Here is a 16747-nt window from a genome sequence, read left to right as displayed (position 1 = left end):
TCAGGGGGCCCTTCAAATCAGGAAAGCGAGTGTCTCGACCGGGCCGCTTGCGTCGATCAGGTGCACGATCTTGCGAATCAGCCGCGGGCCATTCGGCGACAACCGAATCGTGTGGAGAACGCGGCCGGCCCAGAAGCGTTGACGCAGACGGTATTCGAACAACGCGAAGTTGGACTCGACCGTGACGGTGTCGGCACCGGTGTCCACCACCTCGCTGTTGGAGACCACGCGCCGCATCACCGACGGCGGCGTCTGCGAGTGCCGGTTGCCGGTGTTGAGCTGAGCCACCCGACTCTGGATCCGTCGCCGGTTGTCATTGATGTAGGCCAGCGTGGTTCGCGGGTCGTCGTCGGGGTGCATCGGGACGCGATACTCGACCGTGTCGTCGTCATCGGCCCAGAGCGCCTCCCACTCCGAGTAGCGGCCCTCGTCGGCCAGGCGCGCCTCCAGATACAGAAACGACAGGATCTCGGGGTCCGGCAGGGGACGCAGCGCGGGACGGGCCTGGGTTTCGGAGTTGACGGTCATGCGCCGGCCCTCCCGCCGACGACCGAGGCCCAGTGCGAGTAGAAACCGCGCTGAGGCGTCTCGGCGCTCTTGTCCCGGTTGATGATTCCAGTCGTATCGTCGATGTCGCTTTCGAGGCCGCGCGCCAGCATCAGCCACTCGGGCAGTTCGGCGGCGAGCCCGGCCTGGTTGCGCATGCCGATTTCTCCGTCGTCGGCGATCAGGAACCCCGCTGGACCCATCGCCCCCTCGGAGCGTCGCAGCGTGCGCTCGTTCAACGCATCCTGACCGGGTATCAAGACCGCGGTGGTGTAGGCGACGGTGCGGTCGGGGGCCTGCGGCTCGACGAACATGACGTTCATTTCGGCGAGGAAGAGGTTGGGCCAGATCAACGTGTGTGGTGGGCCCACTACCAGCGCGTCGTGGGCCTGCTCGGGGCCGTACGCACCCTCGAGTGCCTCGACGTAATCGGCGAGCTTGGCCCGCGGGATGCGGCCGTACCAGACGAATTCCTCGTCGAGCTTGCGGTATTCATCGCTGTAATCGATTTCGGAATGGCCATTGCCGAGGTCTCGGACCAGCACGTCGACCTTGGTCGGCACGTGCGACACCTTCGCAGGCTTGATGGCGTCGTACACCGAGGCGTGGGTGAACAGTGCGTGGTAGCCGTCGACGTTGTTCTCTACCACCATCTTCCAGTTGGCGTGATGCAAGTGCTTCATCCAGTTGGCCCGCAAGTCGATCTTGCGGGTGGGGGACAGGTTCAGCAGCCGGTCGATGGCGCGCGTCGCCTTGCCGAGATGCTCGGGCAGCGAGATGCCTTCGGGTGCCAGTGACGCGAAGACGAATCCGCCGTAGCTGTCCACCCGGGGTGCCTGGGCCAGGCCCAGTTCAGCGCGCACCTGGTTGAATGCCTCGCCGTAACCTTCGCGCATCGGAACACCCTGCAACGCACCGGTGTTACTGAACGTCCAGCCGTGATACGGGCACCGGAACGAGTTGGCGTTGCCCTTCTCGGCGTTGCACAGCTTGTTGGCCCGGTGAGTGCAGCGGTTGAGCACCACCCGCACCACACCATCTTTGCCGCGCGCCACGACGACCGGGTCATGCCCGATCATCCGGGTGAGGTAGTCGCCTGGCTCGCTGACCTCGCTCTCGTGCGCGACGTAGACCCATCCGGTCTTGAAAATAGTGTCCATCTCGCGGCGGAAAATCTCGGCGGAGGTGTACACGCTGCCGTGGACGCGGTCGCTGCGTATGACGGTCCCGACGTCAAAGCTGTCTGTCGCAGGCGCGGATTCGAGTGTCGTCACTGGTCCTCCGGTAGGTCGATGGCTGGGATGGCGACGTCGCCGAGGCGGCGGAAACCGATGCGGACCGCCGTGCCGATGGTCGGTGCGGTATCCGCGGCGTGCACGGTGGTCATGATCATGCGGTGCCCGCTCGACAGTTCGACGTCGACGATGGGGTAGGGCGCCAGGCCGTGCACCAGGTCGGGCTCGCGTCGGTGCATCAGTGTCGCGGCGTGGACGGTGCCGCGTGGATCGACGGTGCGCCAATCGCGTTCGCTGTGCCCGCAACCGTCGCAGACCTCTTGGTCAAGCTCGAGTGCCAGCGTGCATGCCGCGCAGAACGGCATCGCGAGCTCATTGCGTACAGCCGCCCGGTACAACGGCGCCAGCAAGTCGTCATCGACGGCGGGCGCCAGCGTGCGGTCCAGCAGCCAGTCCTCGACCGCGGTGGCGGTCATGCGGCGCGCTCCAGCACCAACGCCGCATGGTGGTCCATCCGGCCGCCGATACCGCCGACCAGCGCTACCGTCGCCCCCGGAACCTGACGTTGGCCGCCGTCGCCGCGCAGCTGAATCATCGCCTCCGCCAACGGCGTCATGCCCTGCAGGTAGAAACCGGACAGCTGGCCACCACCGGTGTTGGTCGGCAGCGTGCCGCCCGGCCCGATCTGGCCGTCGCGCACGAACGCGCCAGCGGGAACGTCACCGGTGAGCCGGTACTCGTCGAGCAGCGCCAGGGTGACGATCGAAAACGGGTCGTACAGCTCGGCCACGTCCAGGTCCGCACGAACCAGGCCGGCCTGGTCCAGCGCGTCCTGCACTGCGCGGCCACCGCCGCCGAACCACGACTCGGCGCCCGCACGGCGGCGCCGCACCGGATGCTCGCGACCGGTCCCGCGCACCCGCAGTCTGGTGCCGCCGACGGAGGGCCGCCCGGTGAGCACGACGGCGACCGCGCCGTTGACCGGCCGAGCGCAGTCCAGCAGCCGAAGCGGTTCGGCGACCATCGGGGAAGCGTCGTAGTCGGCGTCGTCGAGCGGCTCTCGGTTGACCGCGTCGGGATTGCCGCGCGCCCAACGCCTCGCCGTGGTGGCCACCGATCGCAGCGCGTCGGCACTGGTGCCGGTGACGTGCAGCCAGCGTTGGGTCAGCAGCGCATACGTCGGCACCGAGCCAAGCAGCCCGGAGGCCCGCTCCAAGCCGCGCACCCCGGCGTTGCCGCCACTGTGCGCGTAGGTCGACCCCGCGCCGCGGCCGGCCACCAGGGGCGCGTCGGCGAAGACGCACAGTACGGTCGAGGCCTCCCCGTTGACGATCGCGTGGCGTGCGCGCTGGATCATAGCGATGGTCGTGGCGCCTTTGATCTCGACGTGCTCCAGCAGGCGCAGGTGCGAGAAGCCGGCCGCGGCGGCGAAGCCGACGCCCAACCGATCGGGCCGGACGCCCTGCGACGAGCCGACCAGGATTCCGTCGACGTCCGCGCGCCCCACCTCGGCATCGGCCAGCGCGGCGCCGCTCGCCATGACCGCCAGTTCGAGCGGGGTTGCGCCCGGCCGCAGCGACATCGCGGTCATGCCCAGGCCGATCAGGTCGGTATCGGCGGCACTCACGGTTGTTCCGTTGGCCGGCGCTCGCCGCGATAGTTGCCCACCCGCACCCACTCCTCGCGGTCTTCGGCGGTGGCCAACGTGAAGCTGGCCAACTCCAACGGACACAGGAAGACCTGCTCGCCGCCTTCGAGGTCTTCGACGAGCAGGCGGGGGCCGTTCCCGTTGACGTCCAACGACAACCGCACGGCCGCGAACTCGTTGACCAGGTCGGCGAGCACGCGGCGTCCAGCCGGAGTGTTCACCTGCCCAGTATTACCGCATACGAGTGTCAGAATCAATGGAGGGCAACGCAACGCCCGCTTCCGTATCGCGCGCCATGCCCAGCGGTGTGAGTCGTTTCTAACATGGGAACATAGGGCTTATGCGACGATGGTAAGCGCGCGAGGCGACGTCAGCACTAGATGACAGATATGTCAGATACGGACATACGAGAAGGTGAGATGAGCCAAGTAGAAACCCCGGACGCGGCGGGCGACGTGAGCCGAGTCGACACGGAGAACTACCGCAGCATCTGGATGTATCTCAAGGAGCTCGAATTCCGGCAGGGGTTCGTCGACATCAACGTCAACGGCGCGGCCGTTCGCACGCGTTATGCCGAGGCCGGCGGGCCGGACAAGCCGCACGCCATCCTGCTGCACGGCACCGGCGGGCACTGGGAGACATTCGCGCCCAACCTGGCCGCACTGTCGCAGCATTTCCACTGCGTGGGGATCGACATGGTCGGCAACGGGTTCTCCGCCAAGCCGGACTATGACTACGAGATCGCCATCTATGTCGAACACGTGCTTGGCGTGATGGACCACTTCGGCATGGCGTCGGCCAACTTCATTGCGATGTCGCTGGGCGCGTTTGTGGCGTCCGCGGTCTCAGTCGGCCACCCCGACCGGGTGGACAGGGTGATCCTGATGTCGCCGGCCGGCCGGGAGGCCTCGGCGTCGAATATGGCCCGCATTCGGGCGGAGCGAACCAAGGCGGTCAACGAGCCGACGTGGGAATCGTTGCACGCCGTTTTCGCCCACCTGATCGCCGACGAAGCCAATCGGCTGCCTGATCTCATCGGCCTACGCCAGGCGGTCTATCGGCGTGAGGACACCCGCAACACCATTGACCGGCTGCTGATCCTGCAGGACGAGAAAGTGCGCCGCCGCAACCTGATTCCCGACGACAAGTGGCGCGGCATCACCGCACCGGTGATGATCGTGGCCTCGGGCAAGGATCACGGTGTCTATCAGGACACCGCCCGCACCATCGCCGACCTGATCCCGAACTCGGAGGTGTTCGAGATGCCCTCGGTGCGGCACTGGCCGCATTTCGAGGATCCCGAAGCGTTCAACGCCGCGGCGATCGAGTTCCTCGCGAGATGAGCAGACCCGGACAGGACGACCTCGCGGACATAGCGCGGCGGCTGTATGAGGCCGAGAAGACCCGCACACCGATCCGGCAGTTGTCGCTCGACTATCCCGACATGACCATCGAGGACGCCTACGCGGTGCAGCGGGCGCTCGTCGCGCTGAAGGTGGCCGACGGGCGAGAAGTCAAGGGCCGCAAGATCGGCCTGACGTCGAAGGTGATGCAGCGGGCGGTGTCGATTGACGAACCGGATTACGGCGCGCTGTTCGACGACATGTTCATCGAGGATGGCGGCCGCATACCGCTGGACCGTTACATCCGTCCACGCGTCGAGGTCGAGCTGGCGTTCGTGCTGGGCGAGCAGCTGCGCGGTCCGGGCGTGACGTTGTTCGACGTATTGCGGGCCGCCGAGTTCGTCACTCCTGCACTCGAGATCCTCGATGCCAGGGTGCAGATGTCGGACCCCGAGACCGGCCACCTGCGGACCATCGTCGACACCATCGCCGACAACGCCGCGGACGCGGGTCTGGTCCTGGGTGGGCGGGTGCTGCGCCCACTGGACGTCGACCTGCGCTGGGTGGCGGCGCTGCTGCGGCGCAACGGCACCATTGAAGAGTCCGGGGTGGCCGCCGCGGTGCTCAACCATCCCGGCAACGGCGTGGCCTGGCTGGCCAATCGGCTCGCCCCGCACGGGGTTTCGCTGGGACGCGGGGAGGTCATCCTGTCCGGATCGTTCACCAAGCCAGTGTTCGCCGAACCGGGGGACAGCTTCGTTGCGGACTACGGGCCCCTGGGCACGGTCTCGGTGACGTTTGAATCGGAGGCGTCGTGACAAATCGGTGGACACAGCGCATCGACGACGGCGGCCCGCGCATCGGCATGTGGGTGGCCTCGGGCAGCGGTTACGTCACCGAAATCTGTGCAGGGTCCGGGATTGACTGGCTGCTGGTGGATCAGGAACATGCGCCCAACGATGTGCGCACCACGCTCGAACAGCTGCAGGTGTTGGCCGGCTATCCCGATGTCGACGTGCTGGTGCGTCCGCCCTCGGCTGACCCGGTGTTCATCAAGCAATTGCTCGACATCGGGGCTCAGAACATCATCGTCCCGATGATCGACGGGCCTGACCCAGCGGCCGCGGCGGTTGCCGCCACCCGCTACCCGCCCGGGGGCATCCGCGGCGTGGGCAGCGCGTTGGCCCGTGCATCGCGTTGGAACCGCATTTCTGACTATCTTGTCACCGCTGACGCAACGGTGTCGTTGACCGTGCAGGTGGAGAGTGCGGCAGGTCTGGCTCAGCTCGGAGAGATCGTCGACGTCGACGGAGTGGACGCCGTCTTCATCGGGCCGGCCGACCTGGCAGCGTCGATGGGCAAACTTGGGCAGCCGGAGCATCCAGACATCGTGAACGCCATTGAAACCGCGCTGGCGACCATCGTGGAACACGGCAAGCGCGCCGGGGTTAATGCGTTCAGCGAGCCACTGGCGCGCCGCTACATGGCGGCCGGCGCGAGCTTCGTGCTCGTCGGCGCGGACGTGGCACTGCTGGCCCGCGGTGCTGAAGAACTGGCCGCACGGTATCGCAGCCGATGAGTGCCGCATTGTTTCTGACTATCGTGTCACCTAGAATTCCGGATCATGGACCTCGACTTCACGCCTGACCAGCTGGAGTTTCGCGACCAGGTCCGCACGTGGCTCGACGAGAACAAGCCGACCGAGCCGCGCCCCCGCGACGACGCGGGTATCCGCGAATACGACCTTGCCTGGCAGCGCACTCAGGCCGAAGGCGGCTGGGCCGGCATCGCCTGGCCCACCGAGTACGGCGGAAAAGGGCTGACGCTGCTACAGCAGTTGATCTGGTATGAGGAGTACGCCGCGCGGGGGTTCCCCGGCATCGATGCGTGCTTCGTCGGTAACTCGCATGCCGGGCCCACTCTGATCACCAGAGCCACCGAGGAGCAAAAGTCATTCCACCTGCCGAAAATACTTGGGGGCGAGGTGATTTGGTGTCAAGGCTTCTCCGAGCCCGATGCTGGATCGGATCTGGCGGCGTTGCGCACCAAGGCGGTCATCGACGGTGAGGACCTGGTGGTGTCGGGACAGAAGCTGTGGACCAGCTTCGCCACCGTCGCGGACTACCAGGAATTGCTGGTGCGCACGGACAACACCGGCAGCAAGCACAAGGGCATCACCTGGGTAATCTGTGACATGAGTACGCCGGGCATCGACGTCCGCCCGATCGAGACCATCGAGGGCGGCTCAGAATTCTGCGAAGTGTTCTACGACGATGTGCGCATTCCGCTCTGCAACGTGGTCGGCGATGTGGGCGAAGGTTGGTCGGTTGCGATGGCCACCCTCTCCTTCGAGCGCGGCACCGCGTTCACCGCCAACCAGGTGCGGTTGGCCAAGATCATCGAGGACCTCATCGACTACGCGCGCGACCACGTCGGCCCGGACGGGCTCAGGCCCGCCATCGCCGACGACGAGATCGCGCGACGACTGGCCCGGGCCCGCGCCTCCGTGGCGTCGCTGCGGGCGCTCACCTACACGAACATCTGCGAGGCCATGAAGACCGAGACGCCGGGCCCGCGGGGTTCGATCGTCAAGCTGATGTACGCCGAATTGGCCAAGGAGATCGGCAAATTGGCGATGGATATTGTCGGTCCTGCTGCGGTCCGGTATTCGTCGCGGTGGGACGTGGACGGCTGGGTCGGTTATTACTACTACAGCTTCTCTCAAGCCATCGGCGGCGGAACTTCGGAGGTCCAGCGCAACATCGTCGGCGAGCGCGTGCTGGGACTGCCGCGATGAGAGGACCAAACGGTGGATTTACTACCCGGAGTTGATCAGCTCGAAATCGTCACGGCGGCTGGTGAATTCCTCGCCGATCGGATGCCCGTGGAACGGATCCGCGCTAATCGCCACGTGCAAGCGTCGGTTCCTGAGTCGCTGTGGCGAGAATGTGCGGAGTTGGGCCTGCTCACGCTCGGGCTCGATGAGGAGTTCGGAGGATCGGGCCGGCCCCTCGACGACGAGGCGCTGCTGTTCGTCGAACTCGGCAAGCGCCTCGCGCCGGGGCCGTTTCTGGGGTGCACGTTGGCCGCTCGGGTGGCAGCCCGCTGCGGCGACGATCCGCTCGCGCAGCGGATCGGCTCCGGGGCGACCTCGGTGGCCCTCGCGGTACTGCGTGGCGACGGCGACGTCCGCCCGGCTAGGCCTATTAAAGGCACCTTCGATTTGTTCGAACCGGCGGGTGCCTCGCACGCCCTGCTGGTGGCCCGCAGCGGCGCCGCTCTCGTCGACATCGATTCCTTCGGGCCACTGGCTGCCGTGACCGCTGCCGACCCGGGCACCCGGATAGCCTCGGCCACAGTAGAATCCGCTGAACCCGTGCACTGGTTGCCCGCTGAGGACGAATGGATCTGGGCCCGCGCGACGGTGCTTGCGGCAGGCTATCTTACCGGCTTGGCCGCGGCCGCGGCAGCGTCGGCGACCGAACACGCCAAGACACGGGTGCAGTTCGGCAAACCGATCGGCGTGCATCAGGCGATCAAGCACGCCTGCGTCAACATGGAGATCGCCGCCGAGGCCGCTCAGGCGCAGACATTCTTCGCCGCGGTGGCGTTCGCGGGTGGCCGCGCCGACGCCCTGCTGCAAGTGCTCGCGGCCGTCACGGTGGCCGGCTCGGCGGCCGTCGACAATGCCGCCGCAGGCATCCACGTGTTCGGCGGGATGGGCTACACATTCGAGAACGACATGCACCTGTATCTGAAGCGCGCGCATGTGTTTCGACACTTGTTCGGTGAGCCCACCGACGTGCTGGCCGAACTGCTGGCCCAGGACCGCGCCCAGTGAGCGGCACGGTCGCCATCGCGGGCGTGGCCCTGTCCGACGTGGGGCGGGTCGACGACAAGGGCCCCTACGAGCTGATCGCCCAGGCCAGCCGGCGCGCCCTGGCCGATGCCGGCCTGACGCCCGGCGACGTCGACGGGTTGGCCTCCACCGGTCAGGGCACACTTCCCCCAGTCGACGTCGGCGAATATCTGGGGCTGCGGCCACGGTGGATCGACTCCACCGCGGTCGGGGGAGCGTCGTGGGAGGTGATGGCCGCCCACGCGGCTGACGCGATCGCCGCTGGGCATGCCGACGTGGTGCTGCTGAGCTACGGCTCGACCGCGCGCTCGGATCTCCGAAAAGGGTTGCGGGGGGCCAACATCAACTGGGGCGCGCGCGGACCGCTGCAGTGGGAGGCGCCCTACGGCCACACCCTGATCTCCAAGTACGCCATGGCGGCGCGCCGGCACATGTACACCTACGGCACCACGATCGAGCAGCTTGCCGAGGTCGCCGTGTCCGCGCGGTTCAATGCGGCCGACAATCCCGAGGCCTACTACCGCGACCCGATCAGCATCGACGACGTGCTCGGCGCACCGATGATCGCCGACCCCTTCACCAAGCTGCACTGCTGCATTCGCAGCGACGGTGGCGCCGCCGCCGTTCTCGTCAGCGCGAAACGCGCGAAGGATCTTCGTAGTAAGCCGGTGTGGGTGCTCGGCTCGGGGGAAACCACCTCGCACATGCTGACGTCTCAGTGGGACGACCTCACTATCGGCCCGGCCTCGGTCAGCGGGCCGCTGGCCTTCGCTCGTGCCGGTGTCTCCCCGTCCGACGTCGACGTCGCGGAAATCTACGACGCGTTCACCTACATGTTGCTGCTCACCCTCGAAGACATCGGCTTCTGCCCGAAGGGGGAAGGCGGCGGATTCGTCGAGAAAGGTTCGTTGCGGTTAGGCGGTGAACTTCCCACCAACACCGACGGCGGCGGACTGTCGGCGTGCCACCCGGGTCAGCGGGGTTTGTTCCTGCTGGTCGAGGCGGCACGCCAGCTACGCGGCGAATGCGGCCCGCGCCAAGTACCCGACGCCCGGATCGCCTGCGTCAGCGGTACCGGCGGCTGGTTCTGCTCCAGCGGCACAATGATTCTCGGCGCCGAGGAACCGTAGGTGGCGCACGCACCGCTGAGTTCCGATGTGGCCGACACCCGGGTGATGTTGGAAATGGCCGCCGCCGTCCATGGGGACATCGAGGCCTACGTCGAGCCCGGCGCCCGAATCACCTTCGCGGACTGGATCGGCCGAGCCCGTAGCGTCGCGGCCCAGTTCGCCGACCTCGGCGTCGGCAAGGGCGATGTCGTCACGCTGTGGCTGCCGTCGGGCATCGACTATGCGACGTGTTACGCCGCCGCGGCGATGATCGGCGCGATCACCGCCGGCCTGAACCCCCGGCTGGGTCGTCGAGAGATCGAATCGGTTCTGCAGCAAGCTGAGCCAGCGTTGATCGTGGCTGACGAGCAGCTCGGGCCCCTACCCGACACCGGACATCGGCTGCTGTCGCGGGATGCGCTGTGCAAAGACACCTCGTCATCGGCACCATCCGCCGTGGAGCTCAGCCGTCGGGATTTGGTTGCGTTGATCTTCACCAGCGGCACCACGGGAACGCCGAAGGGGGCGGCCTTCGATGCCGAGCGACTGGCCGCGGGCGCGACAGCATCAGGGGTGATGAGCGCGCCCTACGACAGGCGCCTCACGTCGACGCCGTTCGCCCACGCTGGCTACATGTTCAAGCTCTGGGATCAGTTGGTGTGGGGCAGCACATTGGTGGTGCCCCCGACACCGTGGTCGGCCCGGGGCATGTTCGACATCCTTCGCGACGAGCGAGTCACCGTGGCGGGCGCGGTGCCGACCCAGTGGGCCAAGCTGCTCGACGTCGATGGAGTGACCTCGAAGGCATTGCCGCACTTGCGGATCGGAGTGGTGGCTACAGCGCCGGCGCCCCCCGAACTGGTACGGCGGGTCGCCGAGGATATCGGGGTCCCGCTGGTTGTGCGGTACGCGATGACCGAGTGCCCGACCATCAGCGGCACCGAACCGGACGACGCCCCCGAGGTTCAATTCCGCACCGTGGGACGGCCTGCCGCGGGAATGGACGTGCGCATCGGAGCGGACGGCGTACTCGAGGTGAGCGGCCCCTGCGTGATGCGCGGCTACTGGCGCAACCCGCAACTCACCGCAGAGGTGTTGCGCGACGGGTGGCTGCGCACCGGCGACGTCGGCGTGCTCGGCGACGACGGCAATATCACCCTGGTTGGTCGCCGCGGTGACATGTACATCCGGGGTGGCTACAACGTGCATCCCGGCGAGGTTGAGCGGACGCTCACCGGACACCCCGGCGTGAAACACGCTGCCGTAGTCGGGCGCTCGGCCCCGGTGATCGGAGAGATCGGCGTCGCGTGCGTGGTGCCGGCAGACGCCGCCGCGCCGCCCACGCTGGCCGAGTTGCGAAATCACGTGGCGACCGAACTGGCCGATTACAAAGCTCCCGACGAATTGCTGATCGTCGACGAGTTACCGCTGACGGCGATGCTCAAGCCCGACCGGCTCGCCCTGCGCGAGCTGATCACCCTGCATGACAGAGATATTCAACGGCGGCAACCGACGTCAGAAGTCGAGCGTTGAGTCATGGCTGATCCGGGCGCAGCTCGATGAACAGGCCCTCAGCTTCGGCGCACAGCGTGTCGCCGTGGGTGAGTTGAGCGCGGAGAACTCGTTTGCGCCCCTGCTCGCTGACGAACCACGCCCGTACCGCCAGTTCCTCGCCGACGGGTGTAATAGACCGGAAGTCGGTGTGCAAATACGCGGTCCGCGCGGGAGCACGGTCGCCGCTGCTGGCGAGCCGCCCGAGCACTTCGTCGAATAACAGTGGGATGGCGCCGCCGTGCACGGCCCCTCCGCCGCCAAGGAAGTATCGGCCGAACGTTACCGACCCCTCGACTTTCTCATGGTCGCCCGCGGTCGGAATGAAGTTGGGGGACATGGTTTGTCCGCGTCCCGGCAGATCGAGCCGGCGGGCGAAGATCTGCCGTCGCTCGGGGACTGCGGATTGGGCCAAGCGGTCGGCCCATCCCTGCAAGTCCTGTTTTAGCGCGACTATGGTCGCCGTGTCCGGCGCCGCCGCGGCCACGTGGTCAAGGAAATCGCGCAGCGCCGCGATCATGTCGCCGTATTCGGCGCCCCCGCCCGGGCTCCGTACCGCCGGCTCCTGCCAGGTACGCATCGGCGGGAACCCGCCTCGTGACTCCGCTTCATGGGTCTCCGTCATCTCACGAGACTAATACATTGACATTAATATTGATCGCTGCGATGCTGACGTGGCGTGCGTCACTTCACGTCTTCATGAGATCCGCCCGCAGGCGCTAGGGAGCGAACATGCCGGAAGTCGCGTCGGACGGGCCGCTGGCCGGCCTCGTGGTGGTCGACCTATCGACGACGCTGCCCGGCGCGCAGGCGACGCAGTTTCTCGCCGACTGCGGGGCCGAGGTGATCATGGTCGAGCCGCCCGACGGCAGTCCGCTGCGTGATCTAGCTGGCTGGCCAGCGCTGCTGCGTGGCAAGCGCAGCGTGTCACTGAACCTGCATGACGACGCGGACCTCGAGCGGCTGCGTGCCCTGCTGCGGCGCGCCGACGTCATGGTGAGCACCATGCGGCCGACCACCGCCGAGCGCATCGGACTTGCTCACGACGCGCTGTCGAAGGCTTATCCACGACTCGTCGCGGCGACGATCACCGGTTGGGGCTCGTCAGGCCCGTTCCGCAGTTACAAGGGCTGGGAAGCGCTAGTCATGGCCAAGACGGGCGTCATGCACGAGAAGCGCGGACTCGCGCCACGTCCTGGCCCGGCGTTCACCACGTTCACTTATGCCTCGTGGGGTGCCGCCCATGCCGCCGTTCAGGGTGTGCTGGCCGCGCTCCTGGAACGGGAGCGCAGTGGGCGCGGCCAAGCCGTCGAGACCAACTTGGTAACGGGCATGGGATCGATGGATCCCTACAACTGGTTCTACGAGATGGTGCTCCAACGGTATCCGGGCGCCTTCGAACCGATGGACGCCGCATACGACAATCAGGGCCGGCCCCAGGCCTATCTCATTTATGCGTTGCTGGTGTGTGCGACCAAGGACGGGCGATGGCTGCAGTTCGCCCAGGTATCGCCGAAATTGATCGGCGCCTGGCTGGCCGAGCTGGACCTGCTGGGGGAGCTCGCCGACCCGAAGTGGCAGGGCTTTCCCATGCTGCCAACCCCCGAACTTCGCATGCAGTGGTGGGACATGATGATCGAACGGGTCGGTGCCCGCACGCTCGCCGAATGGCAGCAGGCCATGGCGGAAAATCCCGACCTGAGTGGGGAATTGTTCCGGAGTCCCGAGGACTCGCTGAATCACCCGCAGACCGTGCACGAAGGGCGCGCCACCACCGTCATCGACCCCGATCTGGGAGCCGTACGACAGCCGTCGACCCTCATTCATGCCGACGGCAAACCGCTGACCCGGCTTCGGCCGGCCCCCCGAGTCGGCGAGCACAACGACTCGGTCACCTTCGACGAAGTGGGCGGCGCCTCCCCGGCCGCCCCGCAGGCAGACCACGACGATCCGCCGCTGACGGGTGTGACGGTGCTGGAGTTCGGCAGCATGTTCGCCGGACCATACGGCGCGACCCTGCTGGCCGACCTGGGGGCCCGTGTCATCAAGGTCGAACCGCTCGATGGCGACAACATTCGCAACCTGGTCGCGTTCCCCGAGGCGGGTGGCGCAAAGGTGTTGCAGGGCAAGGAAAGCGTCGCGATCGACTTCACCAAGCCCGAGGGCCTCGAGCTGGTCTACGAACTGGCCAAGCGGTCCGACATCGTGCTGCAGTGCTTCCGCGGGAAGGCTGCCGAGCGGGCGAAGATCGATGAGGCCTCGCTGCGGGCGGTCAATCCGGACTTGGCGTTCGTGACGACCTCGGGTTACGGGGTCGACGGACCGTTCGCCCATCGCGCAGCCTACGCGCCGTCGGTCGGCGCGGCGTCGGGCTTGGCGCTCGTCGACAGCCACGACACGGGTGAGCCTCCCGCCGATCTGGATGACTTGCACCGGCGGGCTGTCAAACTCCACGCGGGTGGAGCCGTCCCCGCCGTACAATCCGACGGCATCGCGGCGCACGGTGTCGGTTCGGCGCTCCTGGTCGCTTTGTACGCCAAGCGCCGTGGGAAGGCGCTGACCAACGCGGTGACGACGATGCTCGGCACCGTGCAGCAGGCGATGATCGCCTACAACGCGAGCTATGCGTCCCGACCCGCCGAGACGGCCGCCGACCAACAGTTTTTCGGCATGAACGCTCTGTATCGGATGTACCGAGCGGCCGACGGCTATATCTTTCTCGCTGCTCCATTGCCGCGCGAATGGCCGGCACTGGCTAAAGCGATGTCGCCGTACGTCGACTTGCACGCCGACGAGCGCTTTGCCGACGCCGAATCTCGCTCACAGTATGACGAGGAGCTAATCGCCGCACTGACAACGGTTTTCGCGACCAAGACCAAACTGGAGTGGGAAGAGGAACTGTCCGCTCAAGACGTTGGGTGCGTCGAGGTGATGGAGGCCAATTCCGAGTTGGTGCTGCAGGGCGACCTGTACTACGAGGCAGGTTATGCCGTGGACGCCCACAGCCCGATCTTCGAGGAGCACCGGCGGCTAGCGCCCTTGTGCCGGTTCTCGCGATCACGGACACGGGCCGACGCGGGATGCACCATCGGACAGCACACCGATGGGGTACTGCGCGAAATCGGACTGGACGACGCGGCAATCGCTGGCCTGAGAGCCAAAGAGATCGTCGGCGGCAGCTGACGGCTCAGACGTCGTCTTCAGCCATCAGCGCGCGGGTCTCATACGACACCGGCGCCGTTAACATTCCGACCCAGGTGTCCACGTAATTATGCAGCTGCGCCTCGCTGAGTCCGTGGCCCGAACGAGCTGCCGCAGCGAGGACATTGATCAGGCTGACGTACAGCTGGAAGGTCCGGCCACGCCGGATCCGCTCGGGCAGATCCTGCAGTGCGGCGTCGACCAGCTCTTCCAGCTTCTCCTGGGTCCACTCATCGTCGACGTGATCCGGCCAGTAATCGTTGCGCGCGCGCGGATCCTCCATGAGCCGGGCGAGGAAAGGCGCGAACATCTCACCCGCGGCGATGCTGTTGGCCAGCGGCCGCACCAGTAGCCACACCACGGCGCGGGGGTCCGCCTCCTTGCCCTGCTCGCGCATGATCGTGAGCATTTCCTGACGATCGGCCCCAAGTGAGGCCTGGCGGTACGCGATCAGCGCACGTATCAGGCCCTCGCGGGATCCGAAGTGGTAGCGGATCACCGAGGTGTTGGACTGCCCGGCCGCCTGCTGAATCTCCTTCAGTGTCACCGCTTCGATGCCGCGCGTGGCGAACAGCCGCTCGGCGACCTCCATCAACATCACCCGAGTCGATTCGCCCGAGGCATTTCGCCTCCGCTCGCTCGGGGGCGACTCAGCTCCCAGCTCCGGCATGGGCCTCCTCTAGTCCGCATCAGTTTTTACCGTCGTCACCCCTTCCGCCAAATAGTAATGTCTAATCATTAGAAATACTGGACTTGCGCCTGGGCGGCTGGCATCATTCGAATGAGCGACGAATCCGTGGAGGACCAATGAACATGATCTGGACCAATTCGGGTGACTCGCACTTTCTGGAACCCGACGACCTGTGGCAGTCCCGTTTGCCCCAGGCGCTCGCCGACCTGACGCCGCACGCCGAGAAGGACCCCGACGGCGAGTACGAGACCGTCTCGGTCGACGGACAGATCTTCCGGCGCAAGCTGCCGTCATCAGCGATGACCGCCTTCATCGAGGAGAGCATGAAGCCGCAAGGCATCCGCGATGCGAAGGCACGGCTTGGGGACTTGGACAAGGAAGGTGTTTGGGGTGAGGTCATTTTCCCGTCGCTCGGCATGTGGGCCTCGACCTTCCGCACCCCCGAATTGCTCAAGGCGTGTATGCGCGCCAGCAACGAGTGGGCGCTCGAGGAGATCTGCGCGGTGTCACCGCGTTACGTGGTGACCGCCCAGGTATCGACTCTGGTCGTGGAGGACGCCGTAGAGGAACTGCATTGGGCGGCAGGCAAAGGCTTCAAGGCGGTGTTCTTGCCGACGACGCCCCATCCGAGCGCCCCGGACTGGCATCGCAAGGAGTGGGAACCGTTCTGGGCGGCGGCCGAAGAAGCCGGCATGGTGATCGCATTCCATATCGGCACCGACCCGGTCGACATGTCAGTGGGCGGTGCATCGGGCGGAGCGGGCCAGGTCTACCGCGGACCGGGCGGAGCGGTGATGAATTACGCCGAGACGACGTTCTCAGGTCAACGGGCGGCGATGAAGATGGTCGCCTCCGGCGCTTTGGACCGCCACCCAGACCTTCGGGTGCTGATCTCCGAAGGCGGAGCGACCTGGGTGCCGTTCCTCGGCGACCGGATGGTCGAGGGATATCGCCAACACCATATGGCGGTGCGGCCCAAACTGACTCGTAGCCCCAAGGAGATCCTCTACACCCAGGTGTATGCCTCATACCAGCACGATGAGACGGCGGTCGCCGCGTTCGAGCACATGGGTTACAAGAACGTGATGTTCGGCAGCGACTACCCGCACATGGAGGGCACGTTCGGTCACACCCAAGACACCCTGAAGGGGCTGTTCGACGGCGTCAGCGACGAGACCCGGCTGCGGATCACCCAGGGCACGTTCTACGAACTGTTCCCCGATGTCCCGCCCATACCAGTCGAAAACGTCTGAGCGCGTGCCAAATACAACAGGGCAATGCGACGTCGCGGTCGTGGGTGTCGGCGCCACGCCCTACTACAAGCGCGGCGGGTCGTTGCCGAAGTCGATCACCGAGCTGGCCGGCGAGGCCATCTTGGCGGCGTGCGAGGACGCGGGTCTTCCCGTCACCGACGTCGACGGCTTCGCCTACTATTCGGGAGCCAGCGCGGGCTACACCGAAAAGATGGACACCGCCGACTTCATGGAAACGCTTGGCATTCCCGAGGTTCGGTTCACCGCCGCACTGACCTCCGGTGGGGGTGGGTCGGCGGTCGCGATCGGGC

Annotated in this window: 16 protein-coding genes and 1 pseudogene; 10 read left to right on the top strand and 7 right to left on the bottom strand. The window is 66.4% G+C overall.

The window, feature by feature from the left end; all coding sequences use genetic code 11:
- Positions 1-12: 12 nt before the first annotated feature.
- Genes FPZ47_RS01510 through FPZ47_RS01490 form a run of 5 tightly spaced genes read right to left on the bottom strand, consistent with a single transcriptional unit; the run spans position 13 to position 3650 of the window.
- The gene (locus tag FPZ47_RS01510) at positions 13-528 is read right to left on the bottom strand and encodes an aromatic-ring-hydroxylating dioxygenase subunit beta (RefSeq protein ID WP_144945486.1); all 516 of its coding nucleotides are present in this window, start codon (positions 526-528) and stop codon (positions 13-15) included.
- Complete coding sequence (locus FPZ47_RS01505; protein ID WP_144945489.1) at positions 525-1820, bottom strand: aromatic ring-hydroxylating oxygenase subunit alpha; 1296 nt, start codon at positions 1818-1820, stop codon at positions 525-527. Before FPZ47_RS01505 ends, FPZ47_RS01510 begins: the two co-directional genes overlap by 4 nt.
- Entirely contained in the window at positions 1817-2257 is a 441-nt protein-coding gene (locus FPZ47_RS01500) for a Zn-ribbon domain-containing OB-fold protein (RefSeq protein ID WP_144945492.1), read from the bottom strand. The genes FPZ47_RS01505 and FPZ47_RS01500 overlap by 4 nt, the downstream gene beginning before the upstream one ends.
- Positions 2254-3372 (bottom strand): thiolase family protein, encoded by a 1119-nt coding sequence (locus FPZ47_RS01495; protein ID WP_144945656.1) that lies wholly within the window; start codon positions 3370-3372, stop codon positions 2254-2256. Before FPZ47_RS01495 ends, FPZ47_RS01500 begins: the two co-directional genes overlap by 4 nt.
- A gap of 32 nt (positions 3373-3404) precedes the next feature.
- The gene (locus tag FPZ47_RS01490) at positions 3405-3650 is read right to left on the bottom strand and encodes a hypothetical protein (RefSeq protein WP_144945495.1); all 246 of its coding nucleotides are present in this window, start codon (positions 3648-3650) and stop codon (positions 3405-3407) included.
- A gap of 198 nt (positions 3651-3848) precedes the next feature.
- On the opposite strand from FPZ47_RS01490, the gene FPZ47_RS01485 reads away from it, so the two are divergent.
- The 7 genes from FPZ47_RS01485 (at position 3849) to FPZ47_RS01455 (ending at position 11273) form a co-directional block, all read left to right on the top strand.
- Positions 3849-4772, top strand: coding sequence for an alpha/beta fold hydrolase (locus FPZ47_RS01485; RefSeq protein ID WP_144945497.1), 924 nt, complete (start codon positions 3849-3851; stop codon positions 4770-4772).
- On the top strand, positions 4769-5590 hold the full coding sequence (gene hpaH / locus FPZ47_RS01480) for a 2-oxo-hept-4-ene-1,7-dioate hydratase (protein ID WP_144945501.1): 822 nt from the start codon (positions 4769-4771) through the stop codon (positions 5588-5590). Before FPZ47_RS01485 ends, hpaH begins: the two co-directional genes overlap by 4 nt.
- A complete protein-coding gene (locus FPZ47_RS01475) occupies positions 5587-6351 on the top strand; it encodes an aldolase/citrate lyase family protein (RefSeq protein ID WP_281291716.1) in 765 nt (254 codons plus the stop codon). Before hpaH ends, FPZ47_RS01475 begins: the two co-directional genes overlap by 4 nt.
- A gap of 45 nt (positions 6352-6396) precedes the next feature.
- Positions 6397-7569 carry an acyl-CoA dehydrogenase family protein gene (locus tag FPZ47_RS01470; protein ID WP_144945503.1) on the top strand — a complete coding sequence of 391 codons (1173 nt, stop codon included), beginning with the start codon at positions 6397-6399 and terminating at the stop codon, positions 7567-7569.
- 81 nt (positions 7570-7650) lie between these two features.
- Positions 7651-8613, top strand: a complete 963-nt coding sequence (locus FPZ47_RS01465; RefSeq protein WP_246133198.1) for an acyl-CoA dehydrogenase family protein — start codon at positions 7651-7653, stop codon at positions 8611-8613.
- Positions 8610-9761: an acetyl-CoA acetyltransferase gene (locus FPZ47_RS01460; RefSeq protein ID WP_144945507.1), complete on the top strand. Its 1152-nt coding sequence runs from the start codon at positions 8610-8612 to the stop codon at positions 9759-9761. Before FPZ47_RS01465 ends, FPZ47_RS01460 begins: the two co-directional genes overlap by 4 nt.
- Entirely contained in the window at positions 9762-11273 is a 1512-nt protein-coding gene (locus FPZ47_RS01455; RefSeq protein ID WP_210419804.1) for a class I adenylate-forming enzyme family protein, read from the top strand.
- A 1-nt stretch (position 11274) separates the two neighbouring features.
- Here FPZ47_RS01455 and FPZ47_RS01450 read toward each other — a convergent pair whose 3' ends face one another.
- Positions 11275-11811 (bottom strand): hotdog domain-containing protein, encoded by a 537-nt coding sequence (locus FPZ47_RS01450; protein WP_144945509.1) that lies wholly within the window; start codon positions 11809-11811, stop codon positions 11275-11277.
- A gap of 212 nt (positions 11812-12023) precedes the next feature.
- Between FPZ47_RS01450 and FPZ47_RS01445 the strand changes: the two genes are divergently transcribed.
- Positions 12024-14474, top strand: coding sequence for a CaiB/BaiF CoA-transferase family protein (locus FPZ47_RS01445; RefSeq protein ID WP_144945511.1), 2451 nt, complete (start codon positions 12024-12026; stop codon positions 14472-14474).
- A gap of 4 nt (positions 14475-14478) precedes the next feature.
- Here the strand turns inward: FPZ47_RS01445 and FPZ47_RS01440 are convergent, their stop codons facing one another.
- Positions 14479-15162 (bottom strand): TetR/AcrR family transcriptional regulator, encoded by a 684-nt coding sequence (locus FPZ47_RS01440; protein WP_144945513.1) that lies wholly within the window; start codon positions 15160-15162, stop codon positions 14479-14481.
- Between the two features lie 137 nt (positions 15163-15299).
- Here FPZ47_RS01440 and FPZ47_RS01435 point away from each other — a divergent pair, with 137 nt between their 5' ends.
- Together FPZ47_RS01435 and FPZ47_RS01430 are read left to right on the top strand one after the other, a co-directional pair.
- On the top strand, positions 15300-16436 hold the full coding sequence (locus FPZ47_RS01435; protein ID WP_144945664.1) for an amidohydrolase family protein: 1137 nt from the start codon (positions 15300-15302) through the stop codon (positions 16434-16436).
- 40 nt (positions 16437-16476) lie between these two features.
- Positions 16477-16747, top strand: a pseudogene (locus FPZ47_RS01430) (thiolase C-terminal domain-containing protein); the annotation flags it as partial.

The organism is Mycobacterium helveticum (genome assembly GCF_007714205.1).
In the GTDB taxonomy this organism is placed as follows: Bacteria; Actinomycetota; Actinomycetes; order Mycobacteriales; family Mycobacteriaceae; genus Mycobacterium; species Mycobacterium helveticum.
Note: the sequence above shows the minus strand (reverse complement) of the source record. Positions and strands in the feature narration are given on the sequence as shown.

What these genes read in the sequence shown, in the direction of transcription:
- FPZ47_RS01450 (WP_144945509.1), bottom strand. Translation starts at nt 11,811, where the DNA reads ATGATCGCGGCGCTGCGCGATTTCCTTGACCACGTGGCCGCGGCGGCG.
- FPZ47_RS01495 (WP_144945656.1), bottom strand. Translation starts at nt 3,372, where the DNA reads ATGACCGCGATGTCGCTGCGGCCGGGCGCAACCCCGCTCGAACTGGCG.
- FPZ47_RS01445 (WP_144945511.1), top strand. Translation starts at nt 12,024, where the DNA reads ATGCCGGAAGTCGCGTCGGACGGGCCGCTGGCCGGCCTCGTGGTGGTC.
- hpaH (WP_144945501.1), top strand. Translation starts at nt 4,769, where the DNA reads ATGAGCAGACCCGGACAGGACGACCTCGCGGACATAGCGCGGCGGCTG.
- FPZ47_RS01440 (WP_144945513.1), bottom strand. Translation starts at nt 15,162, where the DNA reads ATGCCGGAGCTGGGAGCTGAGTCGCCCCCGAGCGAGCGGAGGCGAAAT.
- FPZ47_RS01465 (WP_246133198.1), top strand. Translation starts at nt 7,651, where the DNA reads ATGCCCGTGGAACGGATCCGCGCTAATCGCCACGTGCAAGCGTCGGTT.
- FPZ47_RS01500 (WP_144945492.1), bottom strand. Translation starts at nt 2,257, where the DNA reads ATGACCGCCACCGCGGTCGAGGACTGGCTGCTGGACCGCACGCTGGCG.
- FPZ47_RS01435 (WP_144945664.1), top strand. Translation starts at nt 15,300, where the DNA reads ATGAACATGATCTGGACCAATTCGGGTGACTCGCACTTTCTGGAACCC.
- FPZ47_RS01510 (WP_144945486.1), bottom strand. Translation starts at nt 528, where the DNA reads ATGACCGTCAACTCCGAAACCCAGGCCCGTCCCGCGCTGCGTCCCCTG.
- FPZ47_RS01485 (WP_144945497.1), top strand. Translation starts at nt 3,849, where the DNA reads ATGAGCCAAGTAGAAACCCCGGACGCGGCGGGCGACGTGAGCCGAGTC.
- FPZ47_RS01470 (WP_144945503.1), top strand. Translation starts at nt 6,397, where the DNA reads ATGGACCTCGACTTCACGCCTGACCAGCTGGAGTTTCGCGACCAGGTC.